General features: G+C 40.5%; 2 protein-coding genes. Both read left to right on the top strand.

What is annotated here, in order from left to right:
• The first annotated feature begins 375 nt into the window (after nt 1-375).
• The gene (locus RZ78_RS01215; protein WP_054607873.1) at nt 376-17,319 is read left to right on the top strand and encodes a DUF5776 domain-containing protein; all 16,944 of its coding nucleotides are present in this window, start codon (nt 376-378) and stop codon (nt 17,317-17,319) included.
• 249 nt (nt 17,320-17,568) lie between these two features.
• Nucleotides 17,569-26,961 (top strand): DUF5776 domain-containing protein, encoded by a 9,393-nt coding sequence (locus RZ78_RS01220; RefSeq protein ID WP_054607874.1) that lies wholly within the window; start codon nt 17,569-17,571, stop codon nt 26,959-26,961.
• Nucleotides 26,962-26,978: the final 17 nt, after the last annotated feature.

Here is a 26,978-nt window from a genome sequence, read left to right on the forward strand (position 1 = left end):
AAAAACTGGGAGGAATGTCACCGGTTGAATACCGGAACAATTCCTCCCAGAAAATTGCATAACCATCCTCCAATTTTAGGGGTTCAGGTCAGGTCTTTTTTTATTATTATAAATATTAAGAAAAAACATAAATGATTAATATTTTTTTAAGATTAGTTTAATGTTATTAACTAAGTAGTATAAACGGCATAAAATGAGTTTGAATAAATGTTATATAAAATTATGTTTTTATATATAAACGCTTGCTTTGATTGCATTTATATATTTATTATTGACTTTTTATATAATATATAAAATTTTTAATTGGATATTTTGTATATAGTTTTTTTAATCTATATCAAGATTTGGTTTTAGAAACAAAGGGGATGTTTTCTTTTGCAATACAATAAGAATGAAATTCAAAAGACAAACGATAAAAAAATTTTACGAAAGGTAAAGAAACAATGGGTAGTTGTATCATTATCTTCATTTGCTCTTCTTGGTGCGACATCATTGGCTTTGATGTCACATGATGTTAAAGCAAGTGCTAATGACAATCCAGATACTCATGTTTCTAGTGTTAAACAAAATAAATCAAGCAATGATCAACAAAATCAAATCAACCAAAATGATGTTAACAATGATAATGTTCAAAGTACTAATAACAATAGCACTCAAAACCAAAGCCAAAACGATATCAGTAACAACAGTAACGATGATCAACAACTATCAAATCGTTTAGGTTCAAGTGACCAATCCAACAATCAAAATCAAACTACCGACATTGTTAACAACCAATCTGCAGATACTGCTGCTAATTACCAAAAGCACCTACAAGGTAACACTCAAGATGCTAACGATAACAATGCCCAGTATACTCAAGCAATTAACCAAGGTGTTAATGACGCATACAGTAACCGTAATGCCAATAACGATGACATAACTGATAACAACAGCAAGGAATTATACAGTGCTGCTTACCAAGGGGTTAATGCCGACCAATCAAAGAGTATTTCTGATAACATGGCTAGTTCATCAATTGATGATATCAAGAAGGCAGCTGCCAACACTTCATCAATGCTATACATCGCTTACAAGTATGGTGTTGATTTCAAGAGGATTGCGGATGCTGCATTTAATGATGCTACCACATCAGGATCAGATGATTACACTCAAGGAAGCAATCGTCCTAGTTCTGATTCTGGGTTACAAGCTATGTACGATAACGCCTACATGGGTGTTAGAAACGCTTTAAATCAACAATTCGATTCAAATAACAAGTTCAATACCTCTGGATACGATGCCAATCCAGATGATAAGAATGTACCACACAACAACACTAATACCAGTTCTTTTCAATACAAAGCAACCTTCAACAAGATGGTTAACGACTTTAATAACGGAATTGTTTACGCCAATAACAATGCCCAATTTAATAGTGCCATGGTTGCTTCTGGAACTACCAACATTCAAAAGATTGTATTGACTAACAATATTAACTCAAGTGGAACTGTTACCAATCTTGGTAATTTGACTATTGATGGTCAAAACAAGTTCTCACTAAGTGGCGCTTACACTTTCAATAAGTCTGATAATGGATCTGTTGTTAAAATCCAAAACGTTACCAGTTTAGGAAGCCCATATGTTGTAAACGGTAATGGATTCGTTGAATACGATAACGTTAGATACAACAGCACTTTTGATAACCTATTCAATCCAAGTAACGGAAATGGAAACTATGTATTAGGTGCTAATGTATACACTTCAGACGCAACTAACAACAACGGTATGATTACATACAACGAAACCTATAAGAACTTAAACACTCAAGGTGGTAAGTTCGTTGTTGGTGCCAATGGTCAATACGCATTCAATTCATTGATTACCAACTATATTGTGTTCCAAGAAGGTTCAACCGTTAACTTGAACCCAGTGGAAATTGATAATCACGTTTACCAAAAGAGCTGGGGTAAAACAGTTCAAACTGATAATTTAGATTCAACCATTATGCCTAGCTACGGTATTATTGCCAACAACAATGTTAATGTGCATACCGGTGCCACTGTTAACATAACATTGAGTAACAACACTAACGGTATCCGTGTTGGAAACATTAATGATCCTTCTGATACCGGATCAGGAGATAGCGGAAACGTAGTTATCAAGGGGACTATTAACCTAGTTGTCCCAGATGGTGTTACACCAACTGCATTGGATCCTAAGTTAGTTAATAGTTCAAAGAACACATCATCCGTTGCCAGTGGATGGAATAATAAGCGTACCGACGCTGTTGTTTGGTTAGGTCACGGCATGCAAATCCTAAGTGGCGGTACTTTCAAGGTTGATGCCAAGATTCCTACTACTGCTAATGGGGGGTTGTACAACGCCTTTATCTACGGACCATACTCAACAATGAAGGACGGTGGTCGTAGAAATCAATCAACTAGTAAGATTATCGTCCAACAAAATGGGACATTGGACATTAATATGAACACTGGATCAAAGGATCACCCACTTCGTGTTGCCTTTCTGCCAATCGTTGCATTCAATCCAAGGAAGTTTAATTTAACATTGAACGTTACACCAGGAACCCCATTAACCGGTGCGGCTGGGCCAAAGCTAAGTCTATCTTCCATTGATGTTTTTGGCGCTATTTTGGATAATGGAAATATTGATAGTATTAGAACTAGCAGTGGTTACCAACTAAACCCATACATTTATCATTACCGTCGTAATGGGACTGCACTAGATGAAAATGACAGCAGTTTTAATAGTAGTGAAATTTTCCAAGATATTAACGGGGTAACTAACGGATACAAGCCAGCAGGATCTGAAAGTAGTAAGAAACGATTTAGTTTCAGTTATCCATACACATGGTCAACAATTCCATCAACTGGTGTTACAGATAATGGAGTCAGCTTTGATACCGCTTTTGATTACCTACAATACTTCGTTCAATTGTACGAAGACATTCTTGCAAATAAGCAAGATTACAATGATCAAGTTCAAAACGGTAACATTGTAACCAATGATACTAGCCGTTCAGGTGCATACAATCCTGATAAAGCTAAAAATGGTGACAATCCAACTCAATCTGAAATTAATACAGCAATTTCTAATGTCTGGAAGAACGATGTTAGCAGGGTAAATAATCAAACAGGTATCTTAAATGATACTACCTGGGCAAGTAGCCTTAATAGTCAAAGAGCTTACTTGAACGGTCAAACATTCCAAGATATTGCTGGAATGAGTAAGAAGGACTTCATTAATAAACTTAAGAACATCAATGACCCTCAACTACCTGGCATTATCATTAATATTGCCAACGCACTAGGTAAGACTGTTGCAAGCATGTCTAATAATCCAAAGGTTATTAGCAAGTTCAATGAAGCTTTCAATGGTAATAATCCAAAGGTTATTTCAGGTCAAAACGCCAGAAACGATACTTCCATCGACTTCTCTGGTTCTCCTTCAATTGAATTCGACCATAATATCGAAGTTTACCAAGATAATAATGGTCACTACCATGCCAAGTTTGACGCCACATTAAATAACCCTGGGAATGATGCTAAAGAACATCAAGTCGAAGTTCACTACGTTACTGGTTCATTTGATGCGAAGTCAAACAATGGTGACGTCTACCGTAATATGTACAAGGCTAATAACAATAGTGAAGCGTTAGCCCAAACCATCACGCTTGATTCAAGTAATTCTACTAAGCAAAGTGATGGTAGCATCAAGTTTAATGGTGATATTGATTTAGGAACTAAACCAGTCGACACTGTTGGTATTCGTTTGAATACCTTCATGGGAACTAATTTAGCCAACTGGCAAGGACCTGCATACCAACCAATTGCAAGTGTAACTAGTTCAATTCGTCCAGGTAACAACAGTTATCAAATCAACGTTGAAGGTTTTAACAGTGTATGGACTCGTCTAGATGATGGACAAGAACTTAAGTTAAAAGGTAACTACGGTCCTGACAATGACATGCACTCAATCGCTGCTATGCCTACAGCACAAGGATTCTTGAACAACATTAGTGGTATTTTGAGTCACTTAAACGATAGTGACCAAAGTCAGTCTCAATACTATACAAACAAGACTTCAAGTAATCCATTAGCAAGTCCTGAATATCGTGAATATTTAATTAATAACCAAAACATCACACCATTCGATGATTCATCATACAGTGGTTCTGATAGTAATAATAAAGATACAAGCTACGCCACAGTCAGAGTTATCGCTTCTAACGGTGCCAAGACTAGGCTAGTTGGTATTACCAAGTTACCAATTTCAACCATCCTAGGAAATGGTACTTTAGATACTTCTAATTACGAGGCTAAGACTGCTTTTACCAAGCTATCCAGTGATGTATCTAACAATAATAAGGGTTACGCACTTGATTTATCTAAGACTCCAATGAAGCAATACGATAAGTCAACTTACGACATTTACGTTCCAGATGTTCAATTCATGCAAGATGGTACATTATTACCAATCGATACCCCTTCTGGAAGCAGAATTCCATTTAAGGGGATTGCAAAGGTTGATAAGAATACTGGTAACGTAATCTCCGTAACTCCACAACTACCTGGTTTCGCTGTTGTACAAAATAATACAGGTCTAAACCCTGATAGTTATGGTATGTACACTGTGCAGCCAGCTGTTGGTACTGCCACTGTTTATCTAGATGATGCCAATGGTAATCCAACTGGATTAACCGCATCAGTTCAAGTTAAGGGTAACAGTGATGGTTCAGTTAATGCTGTTAAACCAGTAACTATTTCATCAGGTAAGAACGACGGATTACAATATGTCATCGATAACAAGACCAGGATTGGTATTGTTACTGATGCCAACGGTAACCCAACTTATCATGTTCAATTAACAGCAACTAGTGACAAGAAGTACGTTAACGTTGTTACTCCTTCAGGAAGTCCAGTTGATCAAGGTGGTTACAGACGCCTAGATGCCGATGGTAGTTTGCACACCGTAACATACCTACCAGGTTTTGATTCATCATCAAGTACTCAAACCACTGGTTCAGGATCTAACCAAAAAGATATTGTTAGTCCTTCTGCTACACCAGTAACCGTTAAGGTACCTGTATATCAACCAAACTCAACAACTCCATTAACTGTTAAAGGTCAACCTGTCTACGTTGAGGTTTCCGCTCAAGGGCAAAATGACGGGACTTCTAAGATTACCGATGTGAAGGGTAGACAAGTGTTCAAAACTGATTCTGGTAATTACAAGGTTAGTGTTGGTGACAATGTGAAGGCATACACTGACAACTCAGGAAACGTCATCACATATGTCGAAGGACAAGTTTATAATGACGTCATCACCAAGACTCCAGCCGTTCTAGCTGACGGTACAAGTGTTGATGGTGGGGCTACCGTTACAAATAGTGATGGTACATTGACTATCAAACCAGGGATGCCAGGTTTTGATGGTACTAACCCTGGTCAAATGAAGGGTAACAGTGCTGTTGTGGCACCATCTTCTAACCCAGTTAAGGTTACTGTTCCAGTAATCAGCAGTGTTGATGGTAGTCACGTTGGTGATGTTGATGTTGATGTTCAAGGTAGAACCGATGGTCATTCATACGTTACAAACGTTGACTCACAAAATAGTTTTACAGACAGTAATGGTAATACCTATACCGTTAATACGGGATCAGTATTAACTCCTCAATACAATGGTGGCAAGGTAACTCCAACAATTGTAGTTACTCCAGAAACACCAGCAGATATCGATTTAGGAGCGGTTACTGACAAGGGTAACCCAATCGCTTCAGGTGCAACTATCCATACTGAAAACGGTGTAAAGAAATCCATCTCTAAGATGCCAGGTTTCGATGGTAGCGCTCCAGCTAATATCGATGCAAACAACCACGCTGTATTGACTCCATCAAAGAGTCCGGTTCAAACAACCATCAATGTATATGATGCTCAATCAGGTAAGAACATTGGTACAATGACGGTTCATGTCCAAGGTAATTCTGATGGTAATTCATACATTACATCTGTAGATACTCCAAGCAATGCTACATTGACTGATGGACACAACGGATACAACGTAACAACCGGAACTGCAATCAGCGTTGATCCTAATGATTCAAGCAAGGTCAGCGTATCAGTTAACTCAACTTATGTTGGTACTGAACAAGTCAACGCTGTTACCGATTCAGGTAATACAATCAAGGGTGGTGCTACCATCTCAGCTAACGCTTCAGGTGGTAAACAAGCTACTGCTAACATCCCTGGATTTGCTACAGCAACCAATGCGCAATTTGACAATAACGGTAACGCTGTCTTAGTACCGGCTACTGCACCAGTTCAAACTAACGTTGATATTGTCGATTCTGCAACCGGACAAAAGGTTGGTACAGCGACAGTAATGGTACAAGGTAACGAAGACGGTAATTCATACATTACCAGTGTCGTTAGTGGTGGCTTCGTCGGAACTAAAGATTCTGATGGTAAGCACTACAGCTACACCGTTACTCCTGGTACTGCACTTGAATTGAATAAGGATAGTCAAGGTAACTACACACCAATCGTTAACGTAACCAAACAAGCATTTAATTATCAAACAGGTGATAAGGTTCCTATCCAACGTGAAGATGGAACAACACTTCCATTCCCAGGAACAATCGGTTATGACAATAATGGTCACATGATTGTAACTCCTGATTTACCTGGATACAGTACTACCCAAAATGATAAGGATGACTCATTCAATGTTACAACTAACCAAACACCTCAAGCTATCAATATTCATATTTATAATGCTTTGACTGGTAAGGATACTAACAAGTTTGTTAATGTTTTAATCACTGGTCACAGTAATGCAATCAAGTCAGATACAAAACCTGTTTACATTGATATTACATCTCTATCAGACCAACAAGCGGAAGGGGTCACTGCAGATAACAGAGATACAAGTAAACCAGTTGCTCATATTACCGATAATGATGGTAACAATTACACAATCAGTAATGTTCTAACAGTTAATAAGAATGTCTTAGTTCACGTTGCTGCAAATGGTTCTGATTCAAACTACTACTATCTATCATTGCTACCAGATGGAACTCCAGCTGACCAACAAATAGTTGATGTTGTTACTGCAAACGGTTCAAGCGTAGGTAAGGGTACTTACAACGCCAATACTGGAAACGGTGCACCATTTGTAACTCCAGATAATCCTGGTTTTACATCATCAAATGCTAAGAAGTACAACGGTCAAGATAAGTACATCGTTTCACCAACTACAGCTCAAACTAACATCTCTGTTACTGATGGTAACGGAAATGTCATCGCGCAAAACGTCAGTATAACAGTAAGTGGTGATAATAACGGTAATACTACAATTACCAAGGTACCAAACAACGGTACTATTACCGGATCTGACGGTAACACTTACCAAATCAGTACTGGTCAAACCATTCAACCAAACCAACCAAACACTGTTGGTAATGGTTACAACACCACTGGTCAACTAGTGGGAATGGCTAATGTTCCGGTAACTTCTGATGGTCAAAAGACTAACTCAACTATTAGTAATCTTCCAGTGATAACTGATGCTGATGGTAATCAAGTGGTTACAAAGAACACAGCTAGTGCAGATGGTTCATACATTATCCCTGCAGGTACTGTTGTAACTAAGGATGCAAACAACAAACCAAGTGTTGATGGTTTTGCATACAACCCAACTGATCAAACCGTTACAATCAGCAATGTTCACTTTATGCACAGAAAGGAAGACACTGGCCTAACTTCAGATATCAAGGGTGTACTTGGCCCAGATGGTACTATTACTGTTCAAAAAGATACTACATTAGTCGGCAATGACAACAATGCTTACACCGCTAAAGCTAAGGAAATAATCAAAAAGGTTGTTAATGACCAAGGTGAGATTGAATACCATGTTGAAACTGTTATTCACAAGATTAAGCAAGATGTTCCAGCAACTGCCGGAGCAAACGGTCCAATTGTTCCAGGTGGTGCAACCGTTAACTACGATCCAAATACAGGTGTAAAGACAGTTACTTCAAACGTTCCTGGATTTGGTTTGGATAACGGTCAAAAGACAGAAACAGTTCCAGCAAACACTGACACTACTCAATTCAAACTAACACCAATTAAGGAAACAATTGATGGTGTTCACAACGACCAAAACGGTACAGATACCGGTTCAACTACCGACCAACTACCAATTCAAGGTCATGATGATGGTACTGTCACTGTTGTATCCAACACCACTTCAAAGGATGGCAAGTACGTCGTTCCAGCAGGTGCTAAGGTCACCAAGAATGCTGACGGCACTTACCATGCTGAATCATTATCAAGAAACCCAGACGGCACTGTTACTATCAACAATGCTTCATACGATGGTGCTAACGGTACAAGTGTTGTTAAACCAGTTGTGGCTCATCTAAATGATGACGGTTCATTAACTGTTAACAGCGATACTGCCGTTGATGATGGAAAAGGTAATGTTTATGTTGCTAAGAAGGGCACCAGCATTACTCCAGTAGTTAACCCAGACGGCTCAACTACTTACCACATTGCCAGTCAAGTTCAACAACAAGATCAAGTCGTTCCAGCTAAGGCTGGTAAGAACGGTCAAACTGTCCAAGGTGGCGCAACCATCCATACCAACCCAGACGGAACTAAGACAATTACATCCAACGTTCCTGGATTCACAGGCGCTGAAAATGTTTCAATGGACACTGACACCAGTCTTCCAGTTCTAACTCCAGGTGTTACTACATTACCAACTACTCATGCTGATGATGATAAGAGTAATGATACTGGTAAGACAATTTCCAACATGAGTGTTCAAGGACACGATGATGGTTCAATTACCGTTGTTAAGAACACCAATACCGATGATGGTGCTAATGTTGCCATGGCAAACTCACCAGTTACCAAGAATTCTGATGGTAGTTACCATGTTCAAACTCTTCCATTGGATAAAAATGGCAACGTCAAAATCAGTGAAGCCACAATTACCGATCAAAATCGTAACAAGATTAACAGTCAAGATATTACTGCTCATCTAAATGATGATGGTTCATTGACATTGAACCAACAAGGCGGCGGTATTCACACCATTACTCAAGACGGTTACGCATACCAAGCTAACAATGGTACACCAGTCGTTAAGACCGGTAACGGTTACCGAGTTAAGAGTGAAGACGATACCGCAAGAATTACCAACGCCACATTAATCGACGAAAAGGGTAATAAGGTTGATGGAACAGCCTCAATCAATGTTGATAAATCAACCGGTAAGATTCTACCAAGTTCAGACCTATCAAATGTTTCTAACTTAGGTGGTAACAATGAAGGTTACCACATTGCTAAGCCTGATACCCAAACTGTTGATTGGAGCGACGGCAAGGGTGGCGTTAACACCACTGCTTCTGTTAATGTTGTTGAAAACTTCCCTTATGACTTCGTTTCTGACGTTAAGTTACAAAACTCATACACTGGTCAAATTATTAACTACCATATTGATAAACAAGATAAAGATAACTTCATTTTGAAGGTTACTCATTCAGATGGATTGCCAGTAAACTATGGTACAAAGGATGCCGCTAAGGCGGTTAAGCAATTACCTGATGGTTATCTATACGATTCCAACAAGAGCATTACTGTTAACAAGAATGCTGACGGCAGTTACGAATATGTAATTCCAGTTGTTCCAACACAAGCTCAACTACCAACAGCCGTTATTGACGGTAAGGATAACCAAGAAAAAGCAGTTACCAAGTTGCCTGTAACCACTGCTAGTGATGGCTCAATCACCACTTCAGAAGATCACGTGGCTAAGGGAATGAATGATGATCCTAACTACTACTTCGTTCCAAAGGGTTCAACTGTTCGTCATGAAGCAGACGGCACTTACCATGCTGACGGATACACCATCCCCGCAAATCCAGATGGTACATTTAACATTACCAATGGACAATACGACAAGGATGAAAACACTTCATACCCAGGTAAGATTACCGCAAACGTTGATCCAGATACTGGTAAGATTACCATCGCCAAGGCATCAGTAACTAAGGCCCCGGATGGCACAATCTACCAAGTTGATGCTGGTGCAGCAGTAACTCCTAAGTATGAAAACGGCGACGTTCAATACCACGTACCCGCACATCCAGTCCCAGCTTCTCAAAACATTCCTGCTAAGACCGGTACTAACGGTCAACGCATCGATAATGCAGCCACAGTCATCATCAACCCAGATAATGGTACCAAGACAATTCAATCTAATATCCCAGGATTTGCTGGTCAAACCAATGTCCCAGTTGATCAAGATACTGGAAACGTTGTCCTAACACCAACTAACGATGTAGCCAAGGGTGTTCACTTTAACGCTGATGGCAAAGACACTGGTTCAACCGGTGACGTTCCTGTTAAGGGTAACCAAAATGGTGACATTGTCGTTACTAAGAACACCAAGTCAAGCGATGGCAAGTACATGGTTCCGGCTGGTTCTACTATAACCAAGGGAACTGATGGTAATTACCATGCAGAATCATTCCCAGTCAACCCAGATGGAACGATTAACATTCCAAATGGTAGCTATGATGCTTCCGACAACACATCACAACAAGGTAAGCTAATTGCTAAGGTTGATGACAATGGAAACATGACCGTCGCTAAGGCCACTGTTGCTAGGGATGATAAGGGTAATGTTTATATCGCCCACACCAATGCACCAATTACCAAGGAAGTCGGCCCAGACGGCACCGTTTCATACCACGTTAACGCTGAAAAGGTTGCTCAAGATCAACCAGTTCCAGCAAAGGCTGGTCAAAACGGAACCATGGCCGATGGTGCTGCTAAGATTCATGTAAATGATGACGGTAGCAAGACAGTTATTTCAAACGTTCCTGGTTTCAAGGGTTACGATATTCCAGAAGGTCAACCAGTATCAAACCCAGTAGTGCTAACACCTAGTGCAGGCACTATTAATGGAGTTCACATGGATGACATTAATGGTAACGACACTGGTTCAACCACCGATAATGTTCCTGTAATTGGACAAGACGATGGTTCAATCAAGACAACCAAGTCAATCACAACTCCAGACGGTAAGATTATTCTTGCTAACACAACTCTTACTAAGGATAAAGATGGTAACTGGCACGCTCAATCATACCCATACGATGCCGGAAACAGACAGGTAACATTGTCACAACTTCCAATCAAGGATGACAGGGGCAACGTTATCGATCACCAAGACGTAGTCGCAAATGTCGACCTAGCAAGCGGAACACTTTCAGTTGCTAACCCACAAGGAGTTCACGCAACCACAAGTACCGATGCATACCAAGCTGATGCTGGAACTCCAATCGTTTCAGATAACAACCACTTGTATGTAAACACCAAAAACGATACTGCCGTTATTCACAACGCTACATTGATTGACGTTCTAAATAACGCTAATGTCGGCAGCGGTGAAGTTAGAGTTGATAAGACTACCGGTAACGTCTTAACCGCAAACCTACCAACTACTGGTGGTAACCAAAACGCTGGATTCCATGTTTATGACCCAACCGGTCAAATCGTTCAATGGAGCGATGCAAGTGGTAACGTTGATGACAACGCAATTGTTAGAGTTACCGACAATGCTCCATACCACGAAAACAACCATGTGAAGTTCCTAAACGTTTACAACAACCAAGTATTTACTGATAACACTAATAACCCATCAGTTAAGGTTAACGATGATGACTTACTACCAATCTTTGCTGGTAGTTCAAATGCTGCTCAAGCTGTCACTGGTATTCCAAGTGGATACAGCTACGCTAAGGGTAAGCAAATCACCGTTCAACAAACTAATAATGATGATGACAGTGATAAGGACAAGCGTACTTACATTGTTCCAGTTGTTCCAGCACAAGGTGAAATCACCAATGCTAGCGTCTTGGATCAAAAGGGTGACGTTAAGGTCGACCACAGTCAAACATTACCAGTTCAAACCAACGATGATGGTTCAATCAACACTACCAAGGATGTTATTTCAAAGGGTAAGGATGGCAACTACTATGTCATCACTAAGAACACCTCAGTTGTTCCAAACAGCTCTGGCGATGGTAGTTACACCGCTCAAGGTAGCAAGTTAGTTGCTAACCCAGATGGTACTGTTGATATCGATAAAGCTCATCTAGACGACAAGACTGATCCTTCCAAGTCTGTAATTGGCAAGGTTTCAGCAAACGTCGATCCATCAAATGGCACAATGACTGTCAACAAGACCACTGTCGTAACTGATCCAAACGACCCAACTAAGGCATACCAAGTAAATCCTGGTGACCCAATCACTATCACTAAGGATGACAACGGTGAACCTGAATATCACATTCCAGCTACGATTATCGAACAAGATAAGAAGGTTCCTGCTCAAACCGGTCAAAACGGTACAGTTCAAGACAATGCTGCTACAATTCATGTAAATAATGATGGTAGCAAGACAATCATTTCAAACGTTCCTGGATTTACCGGTGACACCATTCCAAATGGTGAGCCACTACCAACTAACCCAGTATTGAAGCCAACTACTGGTATCATCGATAATGTTCATATCCTAGCTAACGATGGAAAAGATACTGGATCAACCATTGATAAACTTCCAATTCAAGGTCAAAGCGATGGCACAATTAAGGTAACTCAACCTGTAACTACTCCAAACGGTAGAATCATTCTACCTGGTAGTGAAGTCACCAAGGATAGCAATGGTAACTGGACAGTTCCATCATATCCATATGATGCAGGTACTCGTCAGGTAACATTGCCAAACGTTGCTGTGAAGGATGAACAAGGTAACGTTATCGGTGTTCGTGATGTTCACGCCAACATCGATTTGAACAAGGGCACAATGACTCTTGCTGATGAAAACGGTGTTCACATTGTTAAGGGTAAGCAAGCATATCAAGCAAATGCTGGTACCACAATTAACAACAACAATGGGGCATTCTCATTGACTGCTAAGGACGACACAGCCGTAATCAATAATGCTACATTCATTGATAACAATGACGGTGCTCCTAAGGGTAACGGTCAAGTTATCATCGATAAGACCACTGGACATGTTCTAGACGCTAACTTACCTAGTGGCGGATATGAAAACAATGGATTCCACGTTTACAACCCAGAGTCACAAGTGGTTGATTGGATGGATAACAACGGAAACGTTGATCCAAATGCCAAGGTTGTAATTGCTGATAACTCACCTTACTCAGCAAGAAATAACGTTCAATTCATTGATATCTACACCAACAAGCCAGTTTCAGCTGACACTACTAAGTACTTCATCTACGCAAGTGATAAAGATAATACTCCTATCTATGCAGGTGGTGCGGACGCCTACAAGGCTGTTCCATCAATTCCAGATGGATACAAGTACGCAACTGGTAGACAAATTCAAATGGTTACTGACCCAACTGATAAAACTAAGACCTTATACCAAGTACCAATTTACCCATCTAAGGGTCAAATTGATAACGCCTCAGTTTACGATCAAGCCGGTAGCGTTCAAGTTGACCACGGTCAAACACTACCAGTAACAACTGACGATAACGGTAACATCACCACAAATGATAACGTCATTGCTAGGGGTAAAGATGGTAACTACTACATCATCCCAAGTGGTTCCAACGTCAACATGAACCCATCTGACCAATCATATGAAGCTGTTGGTAGCAAGTTGAACTCACCAAGTGATGGAATCGTTAATATTCCAAATGCTCACTACGATGACAAAGATGATAAGACAATGTCTGCTGTTGGACCAGTAACTGCTAAGGTTGACCCTGAAAAGGGTACAATGACAGTTGCTAAGACGGCAGTTGTCAACGATCCAACTAACCCAGGCAGAGCTTACCAAGTCAACGAAGGCGACCCAATTACCATCAAATCAGATGGTAAGGGTGGTGTTGAATACCATATGGATGCCACTCCAATTGACCAAGATAAGTCAATCGATGCTCAATTAGGTGACAATGGTAAGACTCAACCAAACGGTGCCAAGGTTCATTACAACAGTGATGGTACTAAGGATATCGTTTCAAACGTTCCTGGATACACTGGTCAAACTGGACTACCAAACGATGCTGATACCAGTCATGCTAAGTTGACTCCAGTTAACGATGTTGCTCACGACGTATCATTTGATACTGATAAGAAGGCCACTGGTTCAACTGGTGACGTTCCAGTTAAGGGTGATAATGATGGTAATATTGCTGTAACTCAAAACACCAAGTCAACCGACGGTAAGTACATGATTCCAAAGGGAACCAACATTACCAAGGGTGACGATGGTAAGTACCATGGTGATTCTCTACCAGTCAACGAAGACGGCACCGTAACTATCAATAACGCTAACGTTAACGATAGTAAGGGTGATACTAAGGCTCACAAGGACTTAGTAGCCAACGTTGACGATCAAGGTAACATCACAACTGCCAAGGATGAAATTGCTAAGGGTGATGACGGCAATGATTACATCATTCCTGCCGGTTCACCTGTAACCAAGAACCCAGCAACTGGTCAATACCAAGTAGCCGGAAATCCTCTTCCAATTAAGGATGGCAAGGTTACAATCGACAATGCCCACTATGATGACAAACTAGAACCAGGTAAGGGTGTCATCAACAGTATCGTGGCAAACGTCGATGAAAACACTGGTAAGCTAACCGTAAGTCAAGACACTGTTGTACCTGATCCAAGTGATCCAAGTCGTGTCTACAAGGCAACTGCCGGTGATCCAATTACCATCAAGCCTGATGGTAATGGTGGTGTTGAATACCACGTTGATGCAACTCCAATCGTCCAAGACGAAAAGGTTCCAGCACAACCTGGTAAGAATGGTAAGGCTCAACCAGATGGCGCAACCATCCACTACAACGGTGATGGTACTAAGGATGTCATCTCAAACATCCCTGGTTACGCTGGCCAAACAAACGTACCATTTAGTCAAGACACTACTAAACCAGTATTGACTCCAACTCAAGGTACTGCTTCTGATGTCCACTTCGATAACGGTGGTAAGGATACCGGTTCAAAGGCTGACCTACCTGTTAAGGGTGATGACGATGGAAACATCATCGTAACCAAGACTACTAAGTCAACCGACGGTAAGTACGTAATTCCAGCTGGAACTACAATTACTAAGAATGATGACGGCACTTACCATGGTGATTCACTACCAATCGATGCAAACGGTGATGTTGATATCGCCAACGCTAACATCGTTGATGATAGTGGTCATCAACAAGCTCAAGCTGACTTTAAGGCCAGAGTTGATGACAATGGAAACATCGTGACAACTAAGACCAAGGTCATTAAGGGTAACGATGGTAACTACTACATTGTTCCTGCTGGTTCATCAATCACCAAGAATAAAGACACTGGAGCATACCAAGTAAACGGTACTAAGATGTCAACCAACGCTGATGGTACTCTAAACATCGATAATGCATTCTACGATGATAAGAATGACAATACTAAGTCAGTCATTGGACCATTGGTTGCTAAGGTTGATCCAAATACCGGTGACTTAACAGTTGCTAAGACCTCAGTTGTAACTGACCCAACCATTCCACACCGTGCTTACCAAGCCGATGCTGGTGAACCAATTACAATTGAAGTTGATGAGAACAACAATGTTTCATACCATGTTGCCGCAACCCCAATTCAACAAGATGAACCACAACCAGCTCGTCCTGGTGAAAATGCAAAACCTGTTGATGATGCGGTAACTATTCACACTAATAACGATGGCTCAAAGACAATTGAATCCAACGTCCCTGGTTACGCTGGAACTACTATTCCAGAAGGTCAACCAGTACCAAGTGATCCAGTATTAACACCTGTTAATGATGAAATTAAAGATGTTCACTTCAACCACGGTGGCAATGATACTCAATCAATTGGTAACATCCCAGTTAAGGGTGACGGTAATGGAGCAATTATTGTAACTAAGCCAACTCGTTCAAGTGATAACAAGTACTTGGTACCTGCTGGGTCAACAGTTACCAAGAGTCAAGATGGAAGCTACCATGTTGAATCATTCCCAATCAACGCTGACGGCACAATTACAATTGACAATGCGCACCTCGATGCCAGTGATAAAACCTATGCAATTGGAAAAGTGATCGCCAAGCTTGATGGCAATGGCAACTTGATTGTTCAACACAAATCAGTTGTTAATAATGGTCATGGTTACAACTACACTGCTAATGAAAATACAATCATTAAGGTAGTTGTTAATAGCGATGGTACAACAACCATGCATGTAGTTGCGGTTAAGAGTCGTGCAGGTGAATCCCCTGAATCTGCCGGTAGAAAACGTGCTGCTAAGCTATTACCTGTTGAAAACTTGAAGCACAAGGATGCCGATTATGTATCTAGATACATGAAAGCATACAAGGCCGAATTGAAGAGAAAGGCTCCTTCATATGTATACAGTGTGAAGGGACTATACCTACACAGTTCAGCTCACTTCACAATCAAGAATCGTGTGAAGGGTTATGCTAAGAAACCAAGAAGATTAGCACATGTCTTCAAGGTTAGAGGCGTTGTTCTAGATCATAACAAGTACCCACGTCTAAAGGTTAATGGTGGATACATCTACTTCAACAAGAACATTAGGGATGCATACTACCGTACTAACCATCCATTATTCCGTGTCATCAGAAAGACTGGAGTATTGGTTCACACAGACAAGAAGTTCCATTACGGCAAGAGACGTGTAATTAGACTTCGTCGTGGTGCATTAATCCACGTTAAGAAGGTTGTTAAGTACTACAGCATTACTCGTCTATACATTGGTAATGGCCAATATGTAACTTCTAACAAGACTTATGTTGCGCTTGCTAAGAAGAAGAGAGCACCACTTTACGTTTACTGGACAAACAAACGTGGAGTTTACGTAAATACTCACTTCACTCGCAAGAATGCCGTTAAGTACTTCTCTAAGAGACCAAGAAATAAAGCTAACGCATACAAGGTATTGAGAATAGTCAAGACTAAGAACGGTACTAAGTACCGCATTAAGAAGGGCTACATCAATGCTAAGGGCACAATTCCAGCATATTACGTTCGTCGTACTAAGCTAATTCGTGTCATCAGAAATAGAGGCATCTTAGTTCACAATGCTAAGAAGTTCACTAAGCGTAATGCGGTTAAGCATTTCAGAAAGAACGCATTGATCCGAGTACAAAGCGTAGCAAGATTCTACGGAATTACCAGATTCTACATTGGACATGGTGAATACATCACGGCTAATAAGACCTGGGTTAACAGAATTAAATAGAATCTAAAAATACCCGTTAGGATTTTTCCTAACGGGTATTTTTTATACTTTTGTCTAAATTTGGACCATCACTCCAGAAAAATAAGAAAAAATCTCATCGAAATATTAAGGAATTATTTACTTTTTTAAGATTTTATAAAATCGATGTTTTAAGCGAGAAATCGCGGTATTAATAGGATATTATATTCGTTGTATAAAAACGATTTTATAGGTTTATCACTGAAAATTTAAAGAGGAGGTGCCTTTTCATTGAAATACAATAAGAGAAAAATAAGAAAGCTAAACGACAAGAAAATGTTGAAAAAAGTAAAGAAAAACTGGGTTGTAGTATCCGTTTCTTCTTTTGCGCTTTTTGGTGCGGCTAGTTTTACTTTGATGACAACTCAAGTTAGTGCAAATGCTGATGAAACGACAAAAGGTCAAGCAGCCGCAGTTGTGGATCAAAGTACTTATTCAAGCAATCAATCAAAGAGCCCAGTAGTAACAAGTAACACCAGTTCAACATCGTCTTCACAAAGCAGTTCAAGTAGCGTTCAAGCTAGTAGTTCGGCTTCAAGTGTAAACACATCGGTAAGTAGTGTTAGTAGTTCAAATGTGCAATCAAATTTAGACACTAGTACCAATAATAGTCAAAGTAGCGATTCTAATAATTCACTAACAGGGGTTAGTTTGTCCGAAGCTCAAGCCATCATTGACCAAATGGCTTCATCTGCGCAAAGTAACATTGATAACAATGTTGCTAATTATAAGCAAGCTTTGGCTGAAGGATTGAGTTACAGAGATAATTCTTCATATCAATCTAAGACAATATACCTACTGGATGTTACTAATAACAATAACTGGCTTGGGGCGGCTGGTATTCCAACAGGTATTTTATATAATCCAACAACCAAGATTTATAAACTTTCATCTACCGTTCAACAAGTATTGAATCAAAATAATTACGTAATTTCACCAGGAGCTATTCCTGTAGCTAGTCCTTCTGGACTTTCTTATAGTATTTCTGTGGAACCGTCAGGAACTCATCCATATTTCCAAGCTTTAGCTGATTTCGTAGATCAAAATGGAAATACAATTTATGATTCTGATGGAGTTCCAGCTCAAGGGATGGTCCTAATTAATAATGGGGTTAATACGATTAGTTCCGTCGTATCATATGGTTCTTTGGATACAAGTAAATACTTGCTAAACAAAGCAATTGGTCAAACAACTTCCCTTGATAGCCAAGGAAATTACCAAGTGACTTTACCTTCTGCCTCAAAACCAAAGCCATTGAACTTCTATAACACTAGTGGTCAATTGGTAGGTACAGGGACAGTTAACATCAATACTGACGGAAGCATCACCAACACATACACATTGGGTAACTTGCAAACTCAATACTACTATGTGCCAAATGCTTCAACCCCAAACATTACTGCAGATGCTAAAAACAGTGGTCAATACGCTGTCACTGTTAACCAACAAACTGCAACATTGAACTTCGTAACTCCAAACAATCAAATCCTAACAGACAGCAACAATAACCAATTGACTGGTTCTGTTTATCTAAACTCCGATGGATCAACCACCATCAACGATACTACCAGTATTAATGGTAGTGGATACCACGTAGCACCAAATGCTAAAGCCGTATCTAACGGAAATGGAACCTACTCACTTGCTGTCCTAAAGAACGCTAGAACATCAACAGTAACATTCACTAGTAAGGGTGTACCGGTAGTCGATAACAGTGGAAACACTGCGGTAGGTCAAGTTAACGTTAACGGAAACAACGTTCCACAATTAGTTGACTATGGAAACCTAGCAAACAGTAACTACCACATCAGTCCTAACGGTCAATTGATTAAGGACGCAAACGATGACAACTTTACTATGGAAGTTGTTTTAAACAAACTAAGCAACTTCTCAAGTGCAACTTTTGTTGATGGCAATGGTGGTACCCATGGTCAAGGAACAATTACATTTGATGCTAATAACAATCCTAAATTAATCGATAACGGTAGTTTAGATATCAACAACTACTACGTCGTCAATGGACAAGTTACTAACGTTAATGGACAATACCAAGTATTGGTAAATCCTGACGTAGTGAATAATCAAGCGTCATTAACATTCGTTGATGCGAATGGAAACGCTCATGGGACAGGGCTAGTTGCGTTTGATGCCAACAATAACCCAAAAATTGCCAGTGTTGGAACTTTTGACAGTAATAACTACTACATGGTTAACGGTCAAGTGGTTACAGTAAATGGTCAATACCAAGTAGTCGTTAACCCATACTCAATCAGCAGTACTTTACCGGTATACTTTGTTGATAGCAATGGTGGAAACCATGGTCAAGGATCCATCGTTTTAAATGCAAATAACACACCTAGATTAGTTGATAACGGAACTTTTGATAGTAATAACTACTACATGACAACCGGTCAAATTATCAACAATAATGGGCAATACCAAATCAACGTTACTCCAACAGTAAACGTTGTTTACTACCCAATCCAATTCATGGACTCAAGTGGTAGATATGTAAGTGGACAAGGACAAGTTGCAGTGTACAACGGTAATACTAATAATCCTGTCGTAACTTCAGTTACATCTTTGGATAATAACTATTACCTAAACAATCAAAACTCTACAGGTCATGTAATACCACACTTGTGGAACGGAACAGCATATATCTATGTTCTTCCAAAACCACAAGTGGCCGATTCATTGGCTGCTGCAAGCAGTTCTTCTGCAGCTGCTTACATTCAAAGCTCACAGGCTGCACTTAGCCAATCAATCACAAACGCAATTAATTCAGCTTCTAGCCAAGCAAATTCAATTGCTAACAGTATTGCAGCATCCAATTCTGCAATCGCTAGTGCAAACTACCAAAACTCACTAACAACAATTCAAAACCAATCATTACAAGCTGCTCAACAAGCAGCTCAAGCATCACAACAAGCTTCAAGTTATGCTCAATCATTGATTGCTTCTGCTAACAGTGCATTACAAAGTTTGAGTAGTTCAGCTTCAATTGATAAGGCTAACGCAATTAGTCAAACATTGACTTCAGTGCAATCATCAGCCCAATCAGTCCAAGCTTCATTGAACACACAAAACGCCCAACAATTGGCACAACTACAAACTCAATACAACAACAGTTTGGCTGCCGCATCCAACCAAGCAGTCATCGATAAGAGTAATGCGGTTCAATCAGCGACCGATTCAATGAATGCTGTTAACCGTCAAAAGATTAACGACATTAACGCACAAATTCAACAAATGCTAAACGCATTGGCTCAAAAATCCATCGCTGATTCACAAGCTGCTAAAACACTTGCCGATTCATTAAGATCAAGTGCTGTTGCCAGTGTTCAACAATCAGCTGCCGGTGTAATGACTCAATTAACTAGTCAAAACCAAAGCTTGACTAACAGCTTGAACACCAGTTACCAAACTGCGCTACAAACATTGAGCGATTCTGCCAACAATGCAATCAACAGTGCTGCTACATCAGCTGCTAATTCAATGAGTGCATCAGCACAAGGTGTATTGACTAGCACAATTGCTTCACTACAAGCACAATACGCTCAAAGTAGTTCAGCACAACAAGCGCAATACCTTGCAGCTTCAACTGCCGCTTCACAAGCTGCCCAAACTGCACTAAACAACGCAATTACAAGTGTTACTAGTTCAGCTAATGATACTTTTGCTAAACAAAGTGCGGACAACTCTTCAGCAGTCCAAAGTTTACTAAACAAGAGCACTGCAGATTCAAAGGCAGCATCACAACAAGCAGCACAAAATCTTGCTGACGCATTGTCTGCTGCTAGTGTGACTGCAAAGCAAAATGCCGATAGTTTAGTTAAATCAATTACTGATGCTAACAACGCAGCAATTGCCGCACTTCAACAAAAGAGTGAAGCAGATTCAAAGGCAGCTGCTGACAGTGCAACTGCAGCAATAAACAGAGCAGTTCAATCTGCAATTGATGATGCTAACGCTAAATCAACAGCAACATCAATTGCCAACTCACAAGCAGTTGATCAATTGAAGGCTAAGTACCAATCAGACTCAATGCAAGCATCTAACGATGCCCAATCAGCAATGAGTAGTGCGGTTAAGTCAGCCCAAGATTCAGCTAACTCTTTAGCTCAATCTGTTGCTCAACAAAATCAAGATGAGATCAATAATCTACAATCAAAGGCTAAGCAAGATGCAATTAACGCATCTAACAGCGCGGATGCAGCAATTTCACAAGCTGCTGATAACGCTAAATCATTAGCTGAAAGCAAGGCTGCCGAAGATTCAAAAGCCGTTTCTTTAGCTAATGCACAAAAGATTAACGATCTTCAAACTCAATACAACAGCAGCATGCAATCAGCTCAAAATTCAGCTGCCGAAGCAATGAACAGTGCGGTTAAGTCAGCCCAAGACTCAGCCAATTTACTTGCACAATCAGTTGCACAACAAAACCAAAACGCAATCGATAGCTTACAATCAAAGGCAAAACAAGATTCAATCAATGCATCTAATAGTGCTCAATCAGCAATCGCTCAAGCTGTTCAACAAGCCCAAAGCGATGCTCAAGCAAAGGCTGATGCAGATTCAAAGGCCGTTTCTTTAGCGAACTCACAAGCCATTGTTGATTTACAAAGCAAGGCCCAAGACGACCTAAACAACGCTTCGCAACAAGCAAATAGCGCAATGAGAAGTGCTATCAAGTCAGCCCAAGACTCAGCAAGTATTGAAGCCACACAACTATCTTCAGCTAACGCTAAAGCAATTGAAGATCTAACAAACAAATCAATTGCTGACTCAAAGGCCGCAGCTCAAAAGGCTCAAGACGACATGAATTCTGCTGTTGCCTCAGCGATTTCATCAGCGCAAAATGATGCTGATTCAAAGATTGCTTCATTATCTGCTGAAAATAGTAAGGCAATTGATGCCATCAACGCTCAAAAGAGTCACGAATTGAATCAAGCCCAAAGCAGTGCTACCACTGCAATTAGTGACGCTGTTTCAAAGGCATCAAGTGAAGCATCTAGTCAAGCTTCAACAGAATTCTCTGCTCAAAGTAGTGCCAACTCTGTTGCTATTGATGACTTAAACAAGAAGAAAGAACAAGACCTATCAAGTGCAGCCGACAGTGCGCAAGCAGCAATTTCCAGTGCGGTTAAGTCAGCTCAAGACATTGCATCTCAACAAGCTGCTCAACAAATTCAATCAATTGCCGATTCAAACGCTAAAGCAATTAGTTCATTGAACCAAAAGGCAATTGATGATTCAAATGCTGCCGTTTCACTAATGAACTCAACTGTGAACGCTGCTGTATCACAAGCTAAGAGCCAAGCTGAATCAATTGCAGCTGCACAATCAACTGCGACTTCAATTGCCAACTCCAAGGCAATCGACGATTTGATTGCTAAGTCACAATCTGATTCTTCAGCTGCCTCAGTAAATGCTGAAAATGACAAGAACAGTGCCGTATCATCAGCACAACAAGTTCTAAATGATTCATATCAAGCACAAATTAATACTTTGAACACTGACTATGACAAGATTATTAATGAATTGCGCAATGAAATTAGCAAGGCTAACCAATCACTTGCTAACTTGGAATCAAGTGCAAGCGCGCAAAATAGTTTGAATTCATCAGCAATCACCAGTCTATCTTCAGCTAGTTCAGCTGCTTCTAGTCAAGCTACTTACGATAGTTCTGTTGCGGCTAGTTCCTATGGATCAGTTGTTGCCTCATATGAAGCTGTCATTAACAGTCTAGAAGCTGATAAGAACACTGCTTCTAACGAGGTAACTAAGTACCAACAACAACTAAGCAGCATGCAAAATGATTTCAATACAACCATCTCATTAGCACAAAGTGCTGCCGAAGAAGCCGCAAGACAATCTTCAGCTGCAATTTCAGATGCCGCTTCAACAGCTGCTTCAATTGCCGCACAGCAATCAAAGAACTCATATGAACAAAGTGTTGCTGCTGATAACGCTAGAAGTTCAGCAATTGCTGAAAGACAAAGAATTGCCAACTCATACAGTGATTACATCAGTACCCTACAAAAGGAATCACAAGCTAGTTCTTCCGCAGCGCAAGCTAAGATTGATAGTGCTACCTCTCAAATGAACAGCTACTCAAGCAAGATTACTAGCTTGATGGCTGACAGTTTGGCTGCTGCACTTAAGAATAGTTTAGCGATTACCGAAGCCAATGATAAGGCTGACAGTATTGCTAGTTCATATGCAAAAGAAGTAACTGATCTAAATACCAAGTACGCACAAGATTCTCAAAATGCTGCAACCAGCATCAGTGCGCTTCAAAGTTACGCTAGCAGCTTATCTTCTGCTAATGCCAACTCAATTAGTTCATTGAACAGTTCTTATGCTACTAAGCAAAATCAACTGGCGCAATCATATGAAGCAGCGCAAGCAGACGCAGTTAAGAAAGCTGTCGATGCCGCTAATAGTTTAGCAGCGCAACAATCAACAGCTGCTTCAATTGCGAACTCACAAGCTTTGGATGCTGCTAGAAGCAAAGCAACCACTGATAGTCAAAACGCTGCATCATCAGCCCAAGCGGCTATTCAAAAGGCTGTCGACGATGCAATTGCCCAAGCCCAATCCGTAGCTGCTGCACAATCTAGTGCAACATCAACTGCGAACTCACAAGCATTATCTGCAGCAATCTCAAAGGCTAATGCTGATAGTTTACAAGCATCATCACTTGCTAAGTCCATCATGGATTCAGCAATCGCTTCAGCTCAAAAATCTGTGCAAGATTCAGCCAACTCAGTTTTTGCTAACCAATCATCAGCTAACTCACAATCATTGTCTGATGCCAAATCAAAGGCCGCAGCAGACAGTATTGCAGCTTCAAACTATGCTGATTCATTGATGAGTCAAGCAATTGCTTCAGCCCAATCAGCTGCCAAATTGGTAACCGATGCGCAAATTAAGCAAATTGAAGACTCATACGCAAAGATGCTAAACGAACAAGCTGATCAATACCAAGAAAGCCTAGCTGAAGCTAGTCAAGCAGCTGTTTCAGAAAGAGAAAGTGCGGTATCATCAGCTCAATCAGTTGCTAGAAGTATTGCAGAACAACAATCAATTGCGGTTGCTGCTGAGAACTCACAAGCATTGGTTGATGCCCAAATCAAGGCTAAACAAGATAGTTTGATGGCTGATAGTCTATACAACATCAAGCTAAGTGCTGCTAGTATTGCTGCTCAACAATCAATTACAGCAGCATTGAACAGTCAATCAGCTGCTAACTCAGTAGCATTGAGTTCTGCTCAACAAAAGGCAATTGACGACAGTTCAGCTGCATCAAGCCGTGCCGAATCCGTTAAGAATTCAGCATTGGATTCAGCTAGACAATCAGCACAAGATTCAGCCAACTCTTTGGTTTCTTCACTAAACAGTGCTAACCAAGCTGTTATCTCAGCCGCTCAACAAAAGGCGCAACAAGATAGCTTGGCTGCGCTAGAAAGTGCCCAAAGTGCTATCGATGCTGCTCGTGAAGCACAAAGAAGTATCGCTGCATCACAAATTGCTTCACTACAAGCTAAGTATGAAGATGAATTGAGCTCAGCAAGACAACAATCAACTGCTAACAGTATCGCAGCTCAAAAGAAGGCAGAAAGCGATATCGCTGACGCCGTTTCTGCTGCGAAGAGTCTAACTTCATCACAATCTCAAGTAACAATTGATTCAATCAATGCTGCCAACTCACAAGCGCTAAGTTCAGCTAATGCTAAGTCAGTAGCTGACAGTATCGCAGCATCTAACAGTGCTCAAGATGCTATTTCAGCAGCCAAATCATTGGCAGAAAGCATTGCTAACTCAAACATTGCTTCATTGAATACTGCCAACTCACAAGCATTGAGCGATGCCCAACAAAAGGCATACAACGACAGCGTTTACGCTTCAAATAATGCCGATTCAATTCGTAGTTCAGCAGTTTCAGCAGCAAAATCAGCTGCCGAAAGTCTAGCTAGTTCACAATCAACAGCTACTTCAATTGCGAACTCACTAGCACTATCAAGTGCTAACTCAAAGGCTAAGGCAGACAGTGAAGCCGCTTCATCAGTTGCTCAATCCGTAATGGATTCAACAATTAACTCAGCTTCAAGTCATGCTGCTAGCGTTGCGAAGTCAATCGCTGATTCCTACGCTGACTCATATGCAAAACAAGTGCAATCATTGAATGATCAAACTTCATCTCAATCATCAGCTGCTAGTCAAGCAATTGAAGATGTGAGAAACACTATGAACAGTTCAGCACAAGCTCAACTAGATAGTTTGGCTCAATCAAATGCCTCAGCTCAACAAGCTATCAAGAGCCACTACGATAGCCTAGTTGAAAATGAACGTAGTAAGGCTCAATCAGCAATCGACAGTGCTGCATCAAGTGCAGCCAGCGTTGCCAAGAGCATTGCTGACAATGACATGAACGCCCAAAAGGCATCATTGGAAAGTCAATACTACGCTTCATCAAATGCAGCTAACTCAACATTTGCTAGTCAAATGGCATCATTGAGTTCACAAGTGGAAAGCGATAAGCAATCAGCAATCGCTCAAGCTAACTCACAAGCAGACAGTATGATGGCAGAAAAGAGAGCTGAATACTCAAGTGCAGTTGCTTCATTGAACGCACAAAGAGATGCCGAATTAAGCTCTCAAGCTAAAGCCAACCAAGAAGCAATGAGTAGCGCACAAAGCGTTGCAGCTAGTCAAGCTGACTCACAAGCTCAAGTAATTAGAGATTCAATTGCCAACAAGTATGAAAATGCAATTAGCATTATCAAGGCGCAACAAGAAGCAATGTCTATTGCTGCCATGAATAATGAAGAATCAAAACTAAGCAGCCAAGCTGCTTCATTGAATGCCCAATATCAAGCTCAATTGGCAGAAGTAACCAAGTCATTAAATGATAAGAATGCAGGTAACGAAGCGTTGATTAATCAATACAAAGCACAAATTGATCAACTAAATGCTCAATTGAATGATGTGAAGGCCAACAACAGTAAGTACTACTCAACTAACGAACCTTCAAACGAATACATCGTATCCGCTCACAAGGGTGTTTGGGTATACGGTAGTACAGAATTCGGTAAGCACGAACGCAAACGTTTCATGCGCTATGGTTCCGAATTCAAGGTTGAAAAGGTAGTTGAATACAATGGAATCACTAGACTATATCTAGGTAATGGTGAATACGTCACTTCCAACAAGAAGTACGTTGCGCTAAGAAATGATTTCGATAACGTTCCTAAGTATGTTTACAATCTAAGCGAAGATAGAAAACATTCTTCTGTTCGCAAGGTCTCAGGATACAGATATGTACACGGTCGTTTACAATTGAAGATCCATGGCCACTTCGTGGATAGTTCCGATTACACAGATGGTTATTACGCCGTTGAACCACAAAACAACGACAGATACTATCGCGTAATTAGACACCAAGGAATTGTTATTTACAACAGTCCAGTTTTTGCCAAGAAGCATGCCGTTGGAAAGATTAGTTCTAACAGCAGAATAAAGGTCGAAAAAGTTGTTCATTACAAGGGCATCACCAGACTATACATTGGTAAAGGTAGATACATTACTGCTAACAAGACCTGGGTTAACAAAGAATAATAAAAAAGCTCCTATCG

This window comes from Apilactobacillus kunkeei (assembly GCF_001308195.1).
In the GTDB taxonomy this organism is placed as follows: Bacteria; Bacillota; Bacilli; order Lactobacillales; family Lactobacillaceae; genus Apilactobacillus; species Apilactobacillus kunkeei_C.